Source organism: Paenibacillus sp. FSL M8-0212 (genome assembly GCF_038004645.1).
Lineage (GTDB): Bacteria > Bacillota > Bacilli > Paenibacillales > Paenibacillaceae > Paenibacillus.
On sequence record NZ_JBBORP010000001.1, the window covers coordinates 5,737,234 to 5,758,162 of the forward strand.

15 protein-coding genes, 1 pseudogene and 1 riboswitch are annotated in these 20,929 nt (G+C 41.1%); of the genes and pseudogenes, 3 read left to right on the top strand and 13 right to left on the bottom strand.

The window, feature by feature from the left end; all coding sequences use genetic code 11:
- The first annotated feature begins 118 nt into the window (after positions 1-118).
- Positions 119-1,777 (top strand): PucR family transcriptional regulator, encoded by a 1,659-nt coding sequence (locus MKX68_RS25250; RefSeq protein WP_340914487.1) that lies wholly within the window; start codon positions 119-121, stop codon positions 1,775-1,777.
- A gap of 137 nt (positions 1,778-1,914) precedes the next feature.
- Here MKX68_RS25250 and MKX68_RS25255 read toward each other — a convergent pair whose 3' ends face one another.
- The 5 genes and pseudogenes from MKX68_RS25255 to MKX68_RS25275 all read right to left on the bottom strand — a co-directional run bounded on the left by MKX68_RS25255 (position 1,915) and on the right by MKX68_RS25275 (position 9,483).
- Positions 1,915-5,718: a GH32 C-terminal domain-containing protein gene (locus MKX68_RS25255; protein ID WP_340914489.1), complete on the bottom strand. Its 3,804-nt coding sequence runs from the start codon at positions 5,716-5,718 to the stop codon at positions 1,915-1,917.
- A gap of 41 nt (positions 5,719-5,759) precedes the next feature.
- Positions 5,760-7,352 (bottom strand): glycoside hydrolase family 32 protein, encoded by a 1,593-nt coding sequence (locus MKX68_RS25260; protein WP_340914491.1) that lies wholly within the window; start codon positions 7,350-7,352, stop codon positions 5,760-5,762.
- A 424-nt stretch (positions 7,353-7,776) separates the two neighbouring features.
- Positions 7,777-7,926, bottom strand: a complete 150-nt coding sequence (locus MKX68_RS25265) for a hypothetical protein (protein ID WP_338586948.1) — start codon at positions 7,924-7,926, stop codon at positions 7,777-7,779.
- Between the two features lie 259 nt (positions 7,927-8,185).
- Positions 8,186-8,468, bottom strand: a pseudogene (locus tag MKX68_RS25270) (flavin reductase family protein); the annotation flags it as partial.
- A 133-nt stretch (positions 8,469-8,601) separates the two neighbouring features.
- Positions 8,602-9,483, bottom strand: coding sequence for a LysR family transcriptional regulator (locus MKX68_RS25275; protein ID WP_340914493.1), 882 nt, complete (start codon positions 9,481-9,483; stop codon positions 8,602-8,604).
- A 177-nt stretch (positions 9,484-9,660) separates the two neighbouring features.
- Between MKX68_RS25275 and MKX68_RS25280 the strand changes: the two genes are divergently transcribed.
- Both MKX68_RS25280 and MKX68_RS25285 read left to right on the top strand, forming a co-directional pair.
- Positions 9,661-10,455, top strand: a complete 795-nt coding sequence (locus tag MKX68_RS25280) for an SDR family oxidoreductase (protein ID WP_340914495.1) — start codon at positions 9,661-9,663, stop codon at positions 10,453-10,455.
- 28 nt (positions 10,456-10,483) lie between these two features.
- Entirely contained in the window at positions 10,484-10,825 is a 342-nt protein-coding gene (locus MKX68_RS25285) for a nuclear transport factor 2 family protein (protein WP_340914497.1), read from the top strand.
- A 119-nt stretch (positions 10,826-10,944) separates the two neighbouring features.
- On the opposite strand, the gene MKX68_RS25290 is transcribed toward MKX68_RS25285, so the two are convergent.
- From MKX68_RS25290 to tenA, 8 genes are all read right to left on the bottom strand, one after another.
- Positions 10,945-12,039: a Ger(x)C family spore germination protein gene (locus MKX68_RS25290; RefSeq protein ID WP_340914499.1), complete on the bottom strand. Its 1,095-nt coding sequence runs from the start codon at positions 12,037-12,039 to the stop codon at positions 10,945-10,947.
- A gap of 2 nt (positions 12,040-12,041) precedes the next feature.
- Positions 12,042-13,181 carry a GerAB/ArcD/ProY family transporter gene (locus tag MKX68_RS25295; protein ID WP_340914500.1) on the bottom strand — a complete coding sequence of 380 codons (1,140 nt, stop codon included), beginning with the start codon at positions 13,179-13,181 and terminating at the stop codon, positions 12,042-12,044.
- The gene (locus tag MKX68_RS25300; RefSeq protein ID WP_340914501.1) at positions 13,154-14,614 is read right to left on the bottom strand and encodes a spore germination protein; all 1,461 of its coding nucleotides are present in this window, start codon (positions 14,612-14,614) and stop codon (positions 13,154-13,156) included. The genes MKX68_RS25295 and MKX68_RS25300 overlap by 28 nt, the downstream gene beginning before the upstream one ends.
- Positions 14,615-15,066: 452 nt before the next feature.
- Entirely contained in the window at positions 15,067-16,149 is a 1,083-nt protein-coding gene (locus tag MKX68_RS25305; protein WP_340914503.1) for a nucleotidyltransferase domain-containing protein, read from the bottom strand.
- Between the two features lie 156 nt (positions 16,150-16,305).
- Positions 16,306-16,572 (bottom strand): CD3324 family protein, encoded by a 267-nt coding sequence (locus MKX68_RS25310; protein ID WP_340914505.1) that lies wholly within the window; start codon positions 16,570-16,572, stop codon positions 16,306-16,308.
- Between the two features lie 280 nt (positions 16,573-16,852).
- Positions 16,853-17,947: an L-dopachrome tautomerase-related protein gene (locus MKX68_RS25315; RefSeq protein WP_340915502.1), complete on the bottom strand. Its 1,095-nt coding sequence runs from the start codon at positions 17,945-17,947 to the stop codon at positions 16,853-16,855.
- Between the two features lie 248 nt (positions 17,948-18,195).
- Entirely contained in the window at positions 18,196-19,881 is a 1,686-nt protein-coding gene (locus MKX68_RS25320) for a CotH kinase family protein (protein WP_340914506.1), read from the bottom strand.
- Positions 19,882-20,005: 124 nt separating this feature from the next.
- Positions 20,006-20,665, bottom strand: a complete 660-nt coding sequence (gene tenA / locus MKX68_RS25325) for a thiaminase II (RefSeq protein ID WP_340914507.1) — start codon at positions 20,663-20,665, stop codon at positions 20,006-20,008.
- 115 nt (positions 20,666-20,780) lie between these two features.
- A riboswitch (TPP riboswitch) is annotated at positions 20,781-20,878 on the bottom strand.
- Between the last annotated feature and the right edge of the window lie 51 nt (positions 20,879-20,929).

The window sequence follows — 20,929 nt, forward strand, 5'->3', positions numbered from 1 at the left end:
AAAGGATAAAAATAATTAGCAATCTTGGATGATCAAACCAAAGATATTTACTCCACATGATCGTAGTGTTATATTACTTAACAATAAAATAACTTGTTCCAGAAAGGGATGGGTCGATGTGCTGCTGACAGATTTGCTGAAAAACGGCATTTACGATGATGCCAGAGTGATTACGGGGCATAAGGGTCTAGTACGTGAGGTTCAAACGGTCAATATTATGGACTGTCCGGATATCATTCGCTTTCTAAGGCCGAACGAGCTCTTGCTGACCAACGGCTTTTTCATGAAGCAGCAGCCAGAGATGTTTATTCATCTAATCAGAGACATGCAGCGTCTTCATTGCTCGGGGTTGGCTATCAAAACCAAGCGCTTTGAATTGCCGATCCCTGATGAAATACTTTGGGAGGCGGACAAGAACGAATTTCCCATCATCGAAATTTCCGATGTCCGTCTATCCCTCGGCGAAATTTTGCAGCGATCGACCAGTGTGATTCTGAATAACAAGAGTGACGAACTTCAATATGCACTCAGCATCCACAAAAAATTCTCCGAGATGATCATGCGTGGCAAAGGAATTTCCAGCATTATCGATTCCCTGTCCAAACTGTTCTCATCCCCAGTCATCCTGTTAAACTACAAATGGCAAACCATCTCCGCTTCCAGCCAGAATACAAGTATTGCTGAACTCACTGCAGCCGCTGTAAATACACTTCAAGACTTGTCCGATATTTCTAGTCCTACTTCGTTGTGCTTCATCAACACATCAGTCCGAGAGCGTTGCTGCATGTTAATATATCCGGTGAAAACTTACCGCCACGAAGGCTATTTGTTATCCTTTCATTCTCCGGATGAATGGACTGGCCTTTTTGGTCTGACGCTTGAGCAGGCCTCCAACGTCATTGGAATGGAGCTGACCAAATCACAGGCTGTCAAAGAGCGCTCCCGCAGGCACAAAAACGAATTTTTTTCCGATCTGATTGAGGGATATATCACTTCTGAGCAGGAGGCGCTGAACCGCGGCAAGAGATGCGGACTTATCAAGGGGCGTGCAAGTGTCGTGCTGACCATGCGTAATGACGAGGTGCATCACATGCATCAAAGATTTCCTAATCACGAAGGTTCGGCGTTTCCGAAAGGAGATAATATCACGGGGCAAGAGGAGCAATACGAGCACATCAAACGTGTTTTTGGTGGGTTAGATCATTCCTTCGTCATGTTTACCAAACATGATACCTACTGTCTTCTGTTATCTATCCCTGAGTGTGGGTGGGATGAGGCGAAAATCACCGAGCAGCTGTCAGGAATGCTTAAAGAGCTGCATCATGAGACTGGACTGAGTCTGTCTATCGGCATTGGCAAACCTGCATCAAATGTACTTGGCGTTCGTCATTCTTATACAGAAGCGGTTAATGCATTGCAATTCGGCTACTGGCTAAAACGAAAGCAATTCGTCCAATCTTATCAAGCCAAGGACATCGGATATTTATTCCATATGCTTCCCCACAACGAACTGAAACAATTTTACGACGCGACCTTAAACGGATTGCTGCACATTGCAGACGAACATGAAAAAAAAGAGTTGCTGCGCACCTTGAATGCTTTTTACGATACACAATGCCAGCTAGTCGAAACATCCAAGCAACTTTTCGTTCATCGAAATACCGTGGTGTATCGACTGGAAAAGTGTGAAAAACTCCTGGGTGTGAAACTCAAAGATCCAACTGAAAGCTTACGAATCCGCATCGCGATAGCCATCGAACCTCTGCTACTTCAATAAAACCTGTCCTTGGCTTGGGATAAGATTAAAACAAAAAAAGCCGCTATAATAGCGACTTGAATTGAACAATGTTCCTGACACGCGACACTTCTTTATTGGAATATCTATGAGATACGCCATCATGGAATAAATTTTGATTATTTTGTTAATACCCATTTTTGTCGATCAAGTGATGGATTCAGTTCACTTAGGAAGAGTTCGGTTCCATCTTCCGATACTTCTAATGCTTTTTGATGATGAGATGAAGTAATATGAACTGATCCGTCTTTGTTCTGGTGAAGGACCCACCGCTGGTTGTTATACCCTAAGTAATGATATAGCTGAAGTTTGTTTTGTCCTATATCCAGATCAAGCGTCTGACCGGCCGTAGTACGAATCGAATACGAACCTGCTTTGTCGCCTGTCGGAACAAATACCCACTTCTGGACGGAAGCTGCACTTGCATCTTGTAAGGTAACCGGCTCCCCGTTGACAAGGTTCACGGTATAAATGGATTTTTGTGTTTCGGCATTTACAAGGCTGGACTTGGTGAGGTTTGCAGGTTCACCGTTGCTCACATTGACGTTCTGGTAAGATGCGGAGCCGCCAAATACATGGAGTCCAAAGTGGCCTTCTGCAAAAGTACCATCCATGATATCTATGACTTTTTGACTGTCCACGTGAACGACAATATGCGGACCATTCGCTTCTATTTTCACCTTATACGTTTGACCTGGCTGAATGAAAGTGGGTACTTTTGCAAGAACCTGCCGTTCTTCAAATCCTCCATTGATTTTGTAGAACAGACGGATTGCCTTCATGTTAGGGTCTAGATTCAGATAATAACCACTGCGACCATCCTCGCTAGCCCTGAACAAAATAGAACCTGCCCCTCCTGTTTCACCGAGCATCATGTCTGCTTCATACGTAAAATTCCCAGCCTTCTCTTTGGCAATATAATTCGCATCGCTAAAATATTTACCACGAATTCCATGTTCACTAACTAACCATGAAGCAGCAGACAGATCTTTAGTCCATCCACTCAGGTTTGTCCGGAACTCGCCGCCTGTGACTTTAACGAGCACACTAGTGGAAGTTTTACCATTCGGAGTAGATACAGTGATCGTGGACTTCCCTTCTTTTTTCGCCTTAATAACTGCGTGTGAGTTGTCTACCAAGTCTATGGTTATTACGTCGTTATTACTGGAATTCCACTTAAGCGGTTGAACGCCTAGACCTTGGCCATACTCTACCATCGCCTGCAGTGTATCCGACTCGCCTACCCCCAGTTCCCGAACCCTCGTATCCATCTTTATTTGAGCTTTTGAAGGAATGTTCTCATTCCAGACAGATTGAAGTTGATGCACTTTCAAGGAAACAACGTTCACATTCCCACCTTTCACGTAAAAACTCATCGCTCTACTGGCGGGATCCGGAAATATAACATCTGAAAAGACGACTTTGCCGTTGTTACCAAAGGCCTCAACAGAAGACTCATCCACAAGAATACGCATCTTGATCCGGTTATTCTCCATTTGCGTAGGCGCTTCATGTTTCTTACTGAAAAGGTTAGAAAAATCCGTTTCACCGGATGCAGTTCGGTCCACAAACATATGACTATCGCTTGCCTTATAACCCACGACCGTCTTCTGATCTGCACCCTCACGAATGTTAAAGCCAAACTCGGTCACTGTGCTGGTTTCAGGGATTTCAATTTCAGCTTCAATTTCGTAAGCACCTGAAATAATACCTTTTAACAGATTCCCGGAAGAAGGGCTCACCGACTTGTTAGAAGCAGAGTACAAAGGTTTACGTAGTGATTCCAATTCTTTGATTGGACTTTGCACCATCCGAATTCCATCTTTGGTTGTTACCAATGAAACTTCTCTCGGAATGGTTAGTTCACCTTTCCAATTGGACGTTGGGAAAGCAAACGGATAGTCCCAATTCGTCATCCACGCCATCATCACTGTGCGATGATCAGGCATATTAGCGAAAGACATCGAAGCGTAAAATTCTTTACCAAAATCTGTTCTTAACACCTTACCCGCCGGATTATCGTTCACGAATTTACCATCAGCTGTTAAATGACCGATAAAATACTCGGCATCTGATCCGCCTGTTTTGGGATTCGCTCCTGTACTGATCATCATAACCCACTTCTTCTGTGATGTTCCGTCTACCGGAAGTTGGAACAAATCAGGGCATTCCCATACACCTCCACGGATGTAATCCCCATATCCCCAATTATCTGTCAATGTCCAGTCAAGAAAATTCGTTGACGTGTAGAAACGAATATGATCTCCTCCGGACACAACCATAACCCAGCGGTTGTTCTCATCATCACGGATTACTTTCGGATCGCGGAAATCCCAATTCCCAGCTTCATTTCCGCTCTTACCTGGGTTCTCGATCACAATCGGGCGTTCCTTCGAATACTCCCAAGTACGACCTTGGTCTTTACTGTAAGCCAGACCTATACGCTGGTTCCCATTCGGGCTATCCGGATTAAAGGAAGTATAGTATGCAATAAGGCCCTTGCCTCCTGAATCTCCGAATAAACCAGATGCATTTGTCATATCCGCAACAGCCGACCCAGACCAGACATGTCCGTGATCATTCCAGGGAAGTGCAATCGGAAGCCGTTTCCAGTTCAGCATATCTTTACTTACCGCATGCGCCCATGTTCCTCCATCCTGATGGAAGAGATGATATTCTCCTTCGAAGTAGACAAGTCCATTCGGATCACTCGCTGAACCACGTATTGGCGTGTAGTGATATTGTGGACGATATATCTCATTGTAATATTGGCTCAGTTCTGTCACATAAGTATCCTGGAAGTAAGCCGTCCCCTTTTTTACGACGATTCCAGTACTTCCACTCCTGTAGGTTGAATCTTTCGCGTCAATTGCGGCCGTAGTGTATCCATCCAGGAAGACCTGAATTCGATCTCCCTTTGCCTTGATTTCCACATGATGTTTGGCTCCCATCTGACTCGGATAAGTACGTTGCGAACTTGCAATTACGGTTCCTTTTGTATTCGTCAAACTTACACGGACCTGATCTGCTTCCTTCGTAAGAGTAGCTTCATATCCTTCGGTTCCATCGGTTGAAGATCGAAATGCGAGAGCTGCAATAGAATCAGGACGAAGGGTAATATTCCCTTCATACACCATATCAGTCGCCTCTTTATTATAGATTTGCTGTGCTTTGCTCTCCTGTTCTACAGTCCCTCTTTTTCCGTTGATATCAGGCTGCCATTTTCCCTTGCTAGCAAGCACTGTACCCAAATTACCTTTCAGATCGCTCACCACGATGTTCGAAAACAAGGCAGATCCATCCCATACATGGAGTCCAAGTTTTCCGCTTTGATAAGAAATGTCTTGAACATCAATTAATGGTTTATATTGATTGCCCCAATATACTTTTAACGAGGACCCCACTGCCTTCACTTTGAGATGATAGATTTGCCCCATTTCAACAGAAACTTTACGCTCCTCCTTTAATTTCCCATCTCCATTTGTTGCATCTCTTAACCGGATCAGACCAGCGTCCGGAACGATTTGCAGCATGTACGAGCTAAAGCCATCCTCATTAGAACGAAACAACAATGTGGCATCTGCCTTCGTATCCCTGATCATGACGTCAGCTTCATAGATAAAATCATCGGACACCGACTCTGAGATGGCCATTACATTTTCTTTAGGCTGCGAAGTCAGCAAGATTCCTTCTGAAGTATCCTCTAATCCACCTTTTCCTTTCACTTGCCAGCCTATCAGATTAGTGTTTGATTTGGATGCGCTTTCAAAAATATCAAGCTCCTCCTTTGCTTGTTTATTTGTTTCCTGATCAGCGAGCACAGCATTAGCCGCAAATGACTTAGATGTAAAAATACCGTTTGAAGTCAGAACTAGTCCCGTTGCCATCAGAAGACATATTGCGAATTTGGATTTATCGTTCATTCCTTACCCTCTTTTCTAATGGAATTGTAAATTGCTAAAGTCTAAACACTCTCATTTCCCCAAATACTTACGAGATCATTGATTTGAAGCGACACGACCTTTAGTTCTCCGCCGATGGCATAGAGTTCCAGTCCTCTACCTCCCGAGTCAGGGAAAATCGTGTCTGAAATGATAGTTGTTCCATTGTTGCCAAAGATCTCTACACTTGACCAATCAACATAGATGCTTAACTGTATCCGTTTATGCTCTGGCTTCATGGGGGCCTTGTGTTTTGCGGCAAAATCGGGATGAAAATCAACAGCATTCGACTTCGTCCGATCGACAAATAACTCCTCATTCAAGACATTATATCCGATGACTGTCTCCTGGTTGGAAGAGGAAGACTTATGCACCTTGAACCCAAATTCTATTGCATTACCGATTTCAAATTCCGCAATAATTTCCATCTTTGCAGCAGAAATAGCAGACAAAACGTTCATATCTGGTTTAATCGTAATGTCTTGTAGAGATAGAATTGATCTTCTAAGTTGATTTAACTCAGTTATGGGTGCTTGAATTAAGCGAAGTCCTTCCGAATACGTCCTAAGCTGAATCTCTCGTGGGATTGACATATGGCCACGCCATTCTTTAGAAGGAAGAGTGGAAGCATAACGCCAATTATTCATCCAGCCGACCCAAATCTTTCGCCCATCCTCATTCGGGATACCATCCCAGGTCACGGCCGCGTAAAAGTCAGATCCGTAATCTATCCATTGGATTGTATCGAATGATTCCGATGGTTCATCTAGTGTAAAAACCTTACCATCAAATTGACCTATAAAATACATCATGCCAGAACCGCCTGCGGGTGGTTCTGAATCGTTTGGATTTACGCCATTTCTATCTCCGACACTTAGTGTCAGAATCCATTTAGTGGTATCAGGGTCCTCATCCACTTGGAGTTTAAAAACATCAGGACATTCAAATATTCCACGATGGATGCCTGGAATATCGGAACCGAAACCGCTTGCAAAAGACCAATCCTTAAGATTCGAAGATGTGTAAAATTCTACACGGTCGCTTACGGCAAGAACCATTACCCAGTTTGAAGATTCTTCATGCCAGAATACCTTTGGGTCTCGAAAGTCTAGCGTTTCCGTGGGGAATAAAACAGGGTTACCTTCATATTTTGTCCAGGTTCGACCTTGGTCCTTACTGTAAGCGATGCTTTGAACCTGCGGTTTACCGGGCTGAGCGCAGTTGCCATCATTAGTATAAATTGCAACCAATCCTGATCCTGCTTCGTTGAAGAATCCGCTTGTATTGTTCTTATCGACTACCGCACTTCCCGAAAAGATCGCTCCATCTTCCCCAGGTGAGATGGCTGGTGGAAGTTCATCCCAATGTACTAAATCATTACTTACTGCGTGCCCCCAATGCATTCTGCCGAAGTCAGGCTGTGTATCGTGAGGAGTATATTGGTAGAAAAGGTGATATTCCCCTTCGTAAAATACCATTCCGTTAGGATCGTTAATCCAATTTCTCTTAGGTGAATAATGTATTTGTGGTCTGTATTCATTTTTATAAGTGAAGTTTTCTGGACCTTTGCTGATACTATTTTCACCTGATAGATGTATTTTTTTGATTTTATTCACTCTCCCTTAAGGCTATTTAGAATCTAAAAGAAGTAATATGCATTCCTTATTAACAAAATAATTCACTCGTTTTCATTTGTCAAAGTATTTTTGTATAAATGAACATTGTTTTTTATGTATATGTCTGTTTTAGTTTACATTTGCACAATTTATGACTGGTTTTTTGAAAGTAACAACTTTTATATAAGTTGATTTGATCGTTTTTTATTATTGTTTTTAAATCAACTGATTTACAAATGTAAATTGAAGATGGTTGTTGAAAAGCCCTAATTCGGGAGCCAGTACATCTCCTTGATTTTGAATCCAAATGTTGCAATTAGTTGGATGCGTATTGTTCCGACAAAACAAAAAAAGCCGCTAAAATAGCGACTTTAATTGGAATATGTTCCTGTCCCGCGATAGGTTAATAAATTAAACTTCTCGCTTATGCTTTAACAACTTCAACCTTTTTATCCCCTGCTGACTTCGCTACCTCTAACGTTGTGTTATCTTGGATAGTGACTATTACGCCAGTAGCCAGCATAGAAACGATTAAAGCTGCGCTGAGGGCTGTGGAAATTTTCTTCTTGACCATAATCATACCTCCGATATCTATTATGTTGTAATAAGCGGCTCAAAGAACTATGACGAGCCGAGCGTGACTAAATATTACATTAATTCACTTTTTTGTTGGGTAATCTACCTGATGATTGTATTATAACGTACTGACAATGATTGTAAAAGGATTTTTTCCTTGTGTTCAAATACAATAAAGTATGAACTGCATCGTCGTATTCCACTTTAATAAATGCGATTATAAGGGTTTCCTGCCCGTTCGCTTATTGTCAATGACGGACAGGTGGTGCAAAGACTGGAGCTGATGGTGTTTGAGTCAATTGGGCCGCACCAAATTTGTCTGGTTCGTACCTATACCCCTGTCGTACTTTGTAATTCACGTTCACGCAGAATATTTTGCACGGTTTGAGATTGGTTACTTATTCCAAGCATAAATGACTGATTTAGCGACCATGCAGATGAAATAGGAGCTAAATTTACCGAATGATCCTCGTTTAGAGTGCTGATAAGTACGACTGGAGTTCCAAAATAGAAAATTTTCGGTTCTACAATTTTATGCATAGATAAGCTCCTTCGCATTCAATTTTTCTCATTGATTATAACAAGGGAGCAATTTCGAAATCTTGTTGTCTTATTCAAAAATCTTTAGGGATTATATTCTCATAATTTTTTTCAAAACTAAAAATTTTGGCGGTCATTCTCCTTGATGTAAAGTATCCACATATTCAATAAACCTTTTCGCTGCTGGGGAAATATTATGATCATCTCTCCACTTTAATCCTATTTCCCAGTACCATCCTTCATCAATGATAGGGATCCAGACCAATTCATCTAACATTAAACCCAGCGTCTTAGGCAGCACTGATACACCCAAACCTGACTTTATAAAACCGGCTACAGTGATCAGGTCCTCCGCTTCATAGGCCGAAGCAAGAAAAAATCCGGTATGTTGGAACCGGGATATAATCGTTGCTTTTAATCCACAGTTATTTTTCAATCCAATAAATGGCTCGCCAGACAGCTCTGCCAAACTAAGAGCGCTACAATCTGCATAACGATGTTGGGAGGGAACAACAATGTATAAAGGAACATTCTGAATAGTCTTCCAGTGATGATTATCCATAGTAGATTCCCTCGATGTAATCATAACATCCGAAAACCCTTGCTCCAGATGTTCATCAATATCTCCTAAGTTCCCTTGTGTCAATTCGAATCGAACTTTGGGATACTTCAATTGATAACTCCGGATCAGACTTGGGATCAATTCAACCCCAAGAATGTTTAGATAAGACAACGTAATCACACCTGTATCCGGATTGGACCACTCTTCGATTTCCTTTAGGCCATTTTCAATATTTTGTAGGGCTCTACCAATCCATTTAGAAAACATGGTACCGTTTCGGTTCAGCTTTATATTTCGTCCATTTCGCTCAAATAAAGGAGCTCCTATTTCGTTTTCGAGCTTGGCAATTGCATGACTTAATGCTGGCTGAGTAATACCAAGTTTTTTGGAGGCTAGGGTCATATGTTCAAGCCGTGCAACGGTCATAAAGTATTCTAATTGTGTAAGTTCCATTAAAACCACCCCTCCACATATTAATATTATTCATCATTTTTATTATTATAATAAATTGGACGTTATGAAAGTAGCAAGTGTAATATTAGTTCTAGCTCCTCTCGAACAACACATCAAGCTTTAGAGACAGAGCAATTTTAAATTAAATATTGAATACCATCACTAGGAGGAATAGTTATGCATAAAGAATTTGAGTTCTCTGTATCGGAATTTGAAGGTAAAAAGGTGCTCGTAACCGGAGGAACAAAGGGAATGGGGCAAGCTGTTGTAAAAAGACTTGCAAACGGCGGAGCTACTGTCCTTACTACTGCCCGTTCCCTATCAACTGACTTACCAAATTCGGTCAAATTTGTGCAAGCAGATGTCGCCACACCTGAAGGTGTAGAGCAAATAATTACAGCAGTAAAAGAGCAACTTGGAGGTATCGATATTATCGTCCATTGCGTAGGTGGATCAACGACACCACCAGGAGGCGCACTTGCATTGAGTGATGAGGATTGGCTTCATACATTAAATTGGAATTTACTCGCAGCAGTTCGACTTGATCGTGGCTTAATTCCACTTATGTTAGAAAATAATTCAGGCGTTATTCTTCATTTCACTTCCATCCAGAGACGTTTGCCTTTATATGAAACTACACTGGCTTATGCATCTGCCAAAGCCGCGCTGGCTAATTATAGCAAGGGATTATCAAATGAATTTTCCCCACAAGGAATTCGCATAAATACGTTGTCTCCCGGGTTTATTCAGACAGAAGCAGCTGACGCATTAATTGATCGGATCGCAACGGATACCGGAAGTCGAGAAAGTGCGCTTGAACAACTTATGACTTCACTCGGAGGTATTCCAATTGGTCGGCCAGGATTTCCTGAAGAAGTCGCTGAACTGGTCGCATTTCTGGTCTCAGACCGAGCAGCATCTATTACAGGTAGTGAATATGTCATAGATGGGGGAACTACCCCTACCGTCTAAAAATTAATTAATAAAGGGAGAGAATAATATGGATCTCAATCATTTACCATCTGTAATTGGCAAATACATTACTGCATCTAACAAGCCAGACCCCGCAGTGTTTGTAGATTGTTTTTCAGAAAATGCCGTTGTGTTGGATGAAGGAAAAAAGCGAAATGGCAAACAGGCGATTCGGGAATGGAGTGATCAAAACCATTTCGCGGCGAATGTAACGTTAGAGCCAACAAAAGCCAAAAAAATAGGTGATGAAATTGTGTTAACATGCAAGCTGGATGGTACCTACGACAAGGCGGGTCTACCCGATCCGCTATTATTGAATTATCATTTTGTTATTAATGACGATAAGATCATTAGACTTTCCATTTTCTAAAGATATCCAAATGGCTTGTCCGCCACGGGCTGCAGTAATAAGCTCTCTTTGTACATGATTTGAACAAAAAAGATGCCCCCACAATGATGTATTTGATCATGTAGGGGGCATCTTTTAAATCACGACAGCCGTTCAACATTAATCAAAGGCTGTATTTTGATGTCGAAGTCAACATTAATCTTCATATTTTCCCAATATTTCAACCATTGCTCTTCCGTTATTGGTTTAGAAAAAGGCTTAAGTGAATGTGTTCCGACCTCTAAGGGATCCACTTTCAACCGTTGCATACTTTTTAATAATTCTGACGTTTGTTCCTCAAGGTATACCTCAATCTCATGAATTAAATGTTCCAATTGTTCCTCGCTTTGAATATTCTTTTCTCCCTGGTATTCCTCAATTCTTCCTTTCAATCCCACATGTAAAGACAAGGATGAATAGTCACTTGATAGTTTCATGCGAATATTGGATCGAACACGTCCCAAACTGATAGATAACTTTGGAATGGCCAAGACTTTTAAGAAATGATCGTTATCCAGAAGTTGAAAAATTTCATCACTTACGTCTTGAGTGACCATTACTTCTTTATCATTTTGGAAAAAGGCCGTTCCTACGTAATTGAAATTGTTTTTATCCGCATGAAAAACCGGCAGGATCGGATCCTTAAGAGGGGAATATAACATCTTCATGAATTGATGAATATTGACAATGCTCATTTCACCTTGGTTATGTTGCTCGTAATGCTTTAACATCCGATAAAGAAAATAATCTTGGTTTTCTTGCTTCGTCAATTGATTTTTTATGTATTCATCAAAATCGCCTCTGACGATCAATAAGTAGACATGCATTGAAATATCGGGATCAACCAATATCGTATTGATCAGCTTTTCAATGCCTTCTTTTGTTGCCAGTTCCTCATTGATTAATAACATTCGCAGCTGCCCCTGCTTTAATTCCCGATAATAAATTAAATTAAACTCCTTGCCTCCCTGTTTTAACAGATCAACTTCCTTGGAGAGAAATTGTTTTTTTTCTTTGATGAGTGGTGGTACTAAAGTGCTGATTTTAAACTTTCCTTCCGTCCCCTTGTCAACAGACCAGAAAACTACCGGGGCGATCTCTTCGATCATATTGCTCTCGACATATGGAGAAGAACAACCGGCCACCCACATAAGGCTTACAATCGCCAATAAACCATAATGCTTGTATGATACCATACCTAGACTCTCTCCTTTCGTTTAACCATAGTGAAAAGGATCGTAGGAACCAGTAAATAAATGAATGCACTAAGCCAGATTTGAATGTTCAGTAACATCTTTTGACCCGGAACCGTTTGCCATAACCATTGATCCATTATGATGATACTTATCAAAATGACAAACCAACTTGACAATAATCCGATCCGAGTTGTGCCTTCGTTCATTTTTTTCATAAAGACTCTTCCAGCTCCATATAAACACAACAAAAGAATTGAAATGTCAAATACATAGTTAAACATATGGAAAGAGATAAGGATGTAATCGATTCGTTCTAAACCACTCATTTGAATGTAACTTCCCATATATACTACTGGAAAGTTGATCTTGCTTAAGAAGTTCGAACCGTAAAACAATACCGAAGCAATGAACAATAATGAATATTCCAAGATCGTCAGCATGTTTCCAATGACAAGATACTTCGATATTTTTTTATTGGAGCTCAACCATGGAACCATAAAGGCCAAATATACTGGACCGGAAAATGCCGACCAAATAAACAACAAGCCCTGCCATGAATGTCCTGACCATTCAGTGGGGATTAGAGGATACAAATCGCGGTAATTTGCAATCGTTGGAAAGAAAAAGGGAATAAACATGATTAAGATCCACGCCCCGCAAAGAAAGGCGATAACGACAAAACGCAATGTTTTCTCCATACCATGTGAAGCCACAAATAAACTGATCGAAAGAATAACTAGGATCAGCCACTTTTTATTCATTGATGGATATATAAAATTATGGAGCATTTCAACATAACCCAGTGTGATGATTGAAATTTTTAACAGTATTATCACAAAACCAAGTATTGCGAAAACTTGAACCGCCCGTTTCCCAAAAAGCTGTACAAATCCTTGATAGCCTTTCGATGCATAACTGGAAGTAAACCATTTGGATAACATCATCAAATTAAGTTGGGACAGTAGCCCCAAGGCGACAATTCCCCAAACCATATAGGAATGAACCAAATAAACCGGCATGATTAAAATAAAATAATGCATTTGCGTTCGATTAACCAATAAAAGGAAATGGATGCCGCCAAGGGTGGAAGTTTGATTGAATAGGGATAAAGTCTTCATTTCTTCATCTTCTCCTGTCGCCATTTCTGTAGTGGTTTTAGGTTATGCGGACGCGTTTTCATCCAAATCAAAGGCCCGCGAATAAAGAGGTCGATCCAATCCTTCCCATAAAAAGGTGAAAGCGGCGCTAAATAAGGTTGACCTAATGACGTTAATGCATGGAGATGCGCAAGAATCCCGATTATCCCGACCACGATTCCTGGCAGCCCAAGAAACGATGCAAGGATAAGAAGAAGCAATTGCAACAGAACCATGGATTTTGTCATTTGATAATTGGGAACTAAAAAGAAAGCAATAGCGGATATACCCATCAAAACAATTAATACTTTACTTGCAAAGCCTGCCTCAACAGCCGATTGTCCAATGACAATACCACCGATAATCCCTAGAGTTTGACTGGTTTTGGTCGGCATTCGCAAACTTGCTTCTTTGATGATTTCCAGCGTTACGATCATGAAAATTCCTTCCACAAACGGAGTAAAGGGCAATTTGCTTCTCGATTCCAATAATACGAAGAGAATCGGCAGCGGAACCATTTGGTAATGAAATGTCGTTAACGCAACATAAAAAGGAATCATCGTCAAAGAAATAATAAAACTTCCATACCTCATTAAACGTAAAAAACTGGCTACCGGCCAACGAAGGAAGTAGTCTTCTGGCGATTGGAATAGATGGAATAATGTAATGGGACAAATTAAAGCAAACGGTGAATTGGAGACTAATAAAGTCAGCTTACCCTCACCTAAGGCGAAGGCGCAGGCATCCGGCCGATCCGTTTGTAGAAACTGGGGAAAGACCGTATGGTTATGATCTTCAATAAAAGCTGCAAGCTGTGCGGAGTCTAAAAACTGATCGAAATCCACACTTTCAATTTTTTCTCTTGCAATGGAAACAAATTCCGGATTAATTATTCCGTCTATGTACATTAACACAACTTTTGTTTTACTCAGTGATCCGATAGTGAAGCTTTCCGTTTTTAATGTCGTTATAGGCAAACGTCTGCGCAACATTGTAATGTTATTATCGATTTGTTCGCTGAAGCTATCTTTCGCTCCATATATAACAGTTTCCGTTTGGGAAGGTTCAATTGCCCGGCCAAGAGGATTTTCCAACTGTATGCCTAGCCATTGATCGTTGACTGAATCGTATAGAAGAATATATCCTTGCATTATTTTTTGCCCAGCATCTTCGATCGATATAACTTCTGAAACATCAGAATTGATTATGCATGAAGAAAGCGAATTTCCGCCTGATTGATGAAGTGGCTGAATAATCGCCTCGTTTAAACGTTCTTGATCTATTAACGTTTTTATAAATATAAGATGGACTGAAGCACTCGTACCTATTTTGTGCTCAATGATTTCGGCATCTTCCATATGGTTTAATATCTGTTTTAAATCATCAAGCCATGTAGACTTTTGATGATTTTTCATTTGAGGCTCGTGTTTTTCAACCATGGTCTTCTCCTTTATCAAAGTAATAAAATGGTGATAAGGTTAATATCTTGTCCTGTAATCGAAAAATCATACGACCGGCAATGTGTATACTAAGCCTCAACATGTTCGAGAATAAGGGTAAATCGGGATCAGGATTCTTTTATTCGGTGAGAATGCATGTGGTAATATGCATTTTTTTCAATGCATATGAAACAACCTCAGCCGGTAAAGCGAGCTGAGGTCAATAAATTAACGATTAATGTTTTTTAGTTGCAACCACTACTGTTGGTTTTAATTCTGTTGGCTTTCGCATTAGGTGCTTCGAATACCCCTGATTGGGACTACTAGAATTGCACCTAACTTCTTCATTTAATAATTTCAACCTCTTTATCCCCTGCTGACTTCGCAACCTCTACCGTTGTTTTACCTTCAATTACAGTCCCGTCTCCGCGGACTTATAAATGAATGTAAGGTCAGTGATTCATATAATGGGCATATAGTTGCTCGTAGGTTGTAAAACGTTCGACTTCTCTGCCGACCTTATCATACTCGTCTAGATATTCGTCCATCACTTCAAGGAACTTCTCTTTCATGACTGGTAGATCACTTGCATCAAAGTACTGCATAAGATCAAATTTCTGAGTTCCTTTCTCCATAGTCATTTCATCAAGATACCCATGTGCTCCAAAGGCCGAAAGAAAGACGTAGGAAGCATCATTCGTTATAACACTGTTCAACATTTTATTGCGGTAGTTGCACCACAATTCTTCGTATGTCCCCCTCAGATTATCAAAGCTCGGAGCCGGTTTAACAATGAAATTATCACACATCGTTCTATGTAACTTCGTAACACTGTTCAACATATTAAAAGATGCTATTCGGATATCTTCAATGGTATGGGCTTCAATGATTGACATGTATAAGGATTCGAGATCATCCGGAACATAGCGAAACGAGCGTATCTCTTCCAAATATCGCTTAATCCCTCGTTTGATGCACGTGTTATTCATGCTGACCAATGCATTAACTAGATTGTAAAGAACTTCAGCAGATGCATATCGTACTGAACCGATATCTTCACCCAGCATCGTATTGCTGTATGCTTGCTTAGCCATATCGATCCATTGATTTGCGCGATTAAGACATGCTTCTCCTATCGGGTTAGCAAGTGCATCAAGCGCTTTTTGCCGGAAGTCGTTCAATTTCTCCAGATCCTCAGGTTTTGCATAGTAGAGTACTTTGAGCTCAGTTAGGCTCGATACGTTAGGACTCTCCAAGGTGGATTGCTCTTGTATTCTTGAGTCCCATGGCGTGCAATAGATGTCATATCCAATGTCATCCAGGATAAAGCAGTCGGATATGCCCCATCCCTTTTCTGTATTATTAATGATAATTAAATCAAGATCACTCTTCTCGTGAAAATCCCCGGTGCTAAACGAACCAGTAAGCCCAATAATGGCGATATCGTCTAGAAAATCTCTTTTTACGCGTTCGATCACCATGTTAATGAGCAGTTCATTTTTGTCCAGCAGCATCTTTTTTATGTTTTCGTTCATTCACTACACTCCTTTTCATGATCCGGCTGTCCTTCATCACAACAACCTTAGCTTGAGTCTATTGATTTAAGGGTGCGGTTACTATGTATAAGTTGATTTAAGTCATCTTTGAACAAAATCCGCTAAACCGTCGATAAGACGTGTTAGCGGATAGCATTAATTCTTTGTATAGACTATTTTCTTAATGGTTTCACAGGACAAGAAATACCGATCCGCCAACTCCTCTATCCTGATTCCATTAAGAAATAAGGATTTAATCTCAGCGTTTCGAGCAGAGACCTTACTCTTGCTCTCTGTTTTCTCGCCCCATTTTAGATGCGTCTCTTTGGGTTTGGGGATATAAACCAATTCGCCTTGAACGTATTCTTGAATGATACGTAACAATTCTTCCGGAAAAATAGACTCGGCTTTTGAATATTTCATGGGCCTCACTCCTTATTTAATAGATCAATAAGGTGCAAAGCCAGTTAGTAGAATATTACGATTCGTCGTTGGCAATGTGATTATTCCCAGGCTCTATGCAAAGCATTGCCATATTCTTCACTGGCTTTGCATAGAGCTGTGCATGTAAGAATCCTACCCCGATTGTTTTCAATAGCCTCACCTCCATAGAAAATAGATCGCTGCTATTTGCTTATTATATCAGAGCTTGTTGTTCAATTGTTTAATGATATCTTAGGGCAGATTCGACTTACGCAATATATCAAAAGGTAGGAGCAGGTAATTCATCTATTTTCATACGTAGTAGACTATAGGGTTTTTGTCGCAGGTCTTTTCCATAATGAAATCTGGCCTGCCTATGTAATTGGTTCACAATTACATATAAATATTGATCCGGACCAATAGAAAAAGTATCCGGCCATAAAATTCTCGGATCATGGGCGATGGTTTCCATGATTCCATTTGGCAATACCTTTCGAATACTATCGTTTTCATAATCTCCAGCATATACGTTTCCTTTTGCATCCGTTATCATTCCATCAGAAGCTCCCTTTTCTCCCCAATACTGCACAAGATAACTTAAATTGAAATCCGGTATCGTTCTGTCTCGCAGGGCTTCTGTTGAGATTGAGTATAGATAACGACTGGATAGTGGACAAAAAAATAACATTTTTCCATCTGGGGAGATCGCTATACCATCAGAGGCCAATTGAAAGGGAGATGTCGAACCATCGGAGTTTCGATTCATCAAAATTTCACCTTCCACTTTCGGTAAAAAATAAGGATCAGGTGAAGTTGAATTTGCTCCATTTAACCGTCTATAGGCATTTCCATTTTCTAAATTTACAACGATAATAGCGCCTGGACCTTTGGAAGAAGAGTCTGTTATATATGCATAACCTGCTTTACCCACTCGGAAATCAAATCGGACATCATTCAGATATGTTGTCTTCAAGACCACATCTTCTGCAAAAGTATATACTTTTTTTATTGTATTTGTATTTAGATCTACAGCGACTAATTTTGCCCCTCCTTTAATAGGCTCAGAAAAGTTTGGTGCAGCCGTATCCAATACCCATAGGGTCCTCCTTCCATCTGCAACTATACTTTGGACACTGATGAAGGACATTTTGATATTTAACGGGTTGACCAAATTCGTTTCTACATTCGGAAAAGGCTGCTCCTGACCGTCAACAATTTCTGCTACCGTAAATCTTACGTCATCTCCCCATCTCGGAAAGCAAATGAAGATACGCCCGGTTTCGGATACACTAACGCCTGTAGGCATAGCCCCATAAAATGAATAAACGTGTTCCAACTTACCGAAATACTTTTCCATAGGTAACATAGGTTTTATGATATCCTCCTTAACTTGTTTGAATAGATATTACCTATAATATGTTCAAGACTTTTTCTAATACCAGGCCCTTAATCGTCTTTTTCTACGTGTTTTGAAAATCCGAGGAACAAAAAACCAATGCGAACGACAAAATGTAGGTACGCATTGGTTTTATTAAATGTCAGGCTATCCATCTACTTCAATGTCCGATCTTTTGCTGATCGCTGAACTCATCTTGATTATCTGTTTACTTTGCGTAATTCTTCTTATTTCCCTTCCTGAGACTGATTACCCTCTGCAGCTCCACGACCGCGACCTCCCATGCCTCCTCGAGTATTATTTTCACCCAGTTTGGACAGGTCAACCGAAGAAGCATCAATCAGTGAATCCGAGTCCTCTTTTTGTTTCTCGGTCGTGGAAGGGATATCTCCGTCCAGTTGCCCTTGTATACTTTCTGCACGCAACGAGCCAAGTTTGGTCAATTCCGTAACAGCTTCCTCGTACTTATCATACGTAATAAACGCTGTAGGGTCTTGCTTCACATATTTCGAGATCATGTTGTTCAGGCTTTGCATTTTTTCTTCAAATTTTCCGTCTGCGAAGTATCCATCTACGATCTCCTGCAAATATTCGTGATACTTGGCCTTATACTCCGGCACCTCAAGGAGCTTTCCTAAAATTGGACGTTCGTCCAAGCTGACCCCTGATACCGGAGTATCAATGGCCAGATTCACGACATCGGATGCAGAGCCAGCTTGAAATCCACCGAAGGCCATGTTATAGTCCCAGGGCAACATGCTGATCTGTCCATCGTTTTCATACAGATAATAGTTATGTCCCATGTTGGACGTGTAGCTGTCCATATTGACAACGACCGTGTGGGCCGCAAAATATCTCAGAACTTCGTCCACATCCACATATTTCTCCAGTTCGGTACCTGTGCTCAAGTTTTTGAGCGATTCAATGACACGCTGATAATCTTCCTCTGTTGTTTTGGTCTCAGCATTGTCGAAGATGGCGGAGTAACTGGATGATTCATCATCGGTGTATACCAATGAAACACCATTGCCGCTTCCGTCCATACCACCTGGACCACGGTTACCCTTCATACCTGCTTCCGGTAGTGTATTCGCTCCATCTTCCCCTGTCCCGCTGTTCATATTCGGCGGACTTGCACCATCCGGTGGCGTCATACCTTCAGTAGGAGGCTGCATATTTCCATACCCTTGTGGAAAAGGATCGCCATCTGGCCCTCCCATTCCTCCTGCCCCCATGTTGTCATCATTGTTCGGCTTGTAAAGTTCACCCTCATCATTCTTGGCTCGGGCGAGATATCCGCTGTCAATATCTTCAACAGCCAGGTACAAACCCCAAGTCTCTCCATTTACACTAATATTGGAGAATGCGAATAAAGGTGCATCTACGCCAATATAACTCATGATGTCATAACTCAAGTATTCCTTCATATAACTATTGTCGCTAATCATGTTGTTCACAACGAGCTTGTCCAACCCCATCCAAGTTTGATCCTTAACATACTCATCAAACTTGATTTTGAAACTATATCGATCCGTTGTATCATCGCTAGCAACTTGCCGAAGGCTGGAGTTACCCTTTGGACGAATTCCGACGTTTTCAATCGTTGTGCCGTTAATCGTAATATTAGCTGAGATGTACTGCTCCTCATTTGCATTATCCAACATTTCTTTCCATGCCGCTTCATCCACATCAATCGAAATGGACATAACCTCATTTTTGTTGATTTGATCGGCATACCCTACTGTCTGCGCAGTATTCTCCGTTTTACTCTGATTATCCGTATTCGTTTGTTCTGTTTCAGTCGAATTACTTTCCGAGTCCACACTTCCTTGATTAGTCGAGCTGCATGCCGTCAGCATTGCAGTACATAACACCGCTACACCGATAAATTTAGGCCATTTGTATATACTCATTGCCATCACCTCATGATTGTTGTTGAATCTTTTTATATGTAATCATCATAGATGGCAATTCTTAAATGAATCTGAATGAGTGGCGTCATATGGTACTCTCTAATTGAATGAACGACCAGTGAACTTAAGGCTCCAGCCTCCATGACATCTCCCAAAAATCAAGCTCGAAGCGACTGCACATCACGAAAATATCTTCCATTCGTTGGTACGTTTCCTCGCTACAGCCTTCTAATAGCTTATCCGTTAACGCCACAAGGGATTGATTGTTGCTGTTGTATTCAGAGGAAGCATATCCTGTGATCCACTCTCCGTAAAAAGGATGATCAGCTGCACCTGGCTTTTGGGAAAGAGCTTGACCAATCTCTGCATAGCTCCACGAGCAGGCCAGAATCGATACAAGTACTTCTGCTATACCGCCCGCATGGGAAACTGAGAGCATATAGTTAGTATAGGCTGCATTTTTCAGTGCAGGTTTTACCTGAAAAACATGATCCTCTGTAATTCCTAAACGCTCCATATAAGAACGATGAATTTTCATTTCACCATTCAGGATGTTATCTACGTTTTTACTAAAAAACTGCATCAATTTGGGGTCGTGCGACTTGACGATACCTAGTGCAAATACGCGGGCATAATCATACAGGTACAAGTAGTCTTGCAGCAAATAATAACGAAATTGTTCAACCTGTAAAGAACCATCCCCGATCCCTTTAACAAAGGGATGCTCAAGACATTCCTTCCATACAGGCTTTGCTGCCTGATATAGTCGCTCTGAAATAGTCAACGTGTGTTCCTCCAATTCATAATGTATGTATTTAAAAACAAAAAAACGAAACATCCATAGGATGTTTCGCAGACAAATACACTAAAACAAGGGGTACGCATGAGCTACCCAAGTACAGCGTTTCATCGTTGCATCCCTACGTTGGCATGATCCAAATCAGGTAAGGTCGGTTTAACACCCTCTCAGCCGGTTAAGGCTCCCTCGCAAACGGTTGTATGTAGTTGATTACTTTCTTGTTCCCATAAAAGAAAAAATAACATCCAT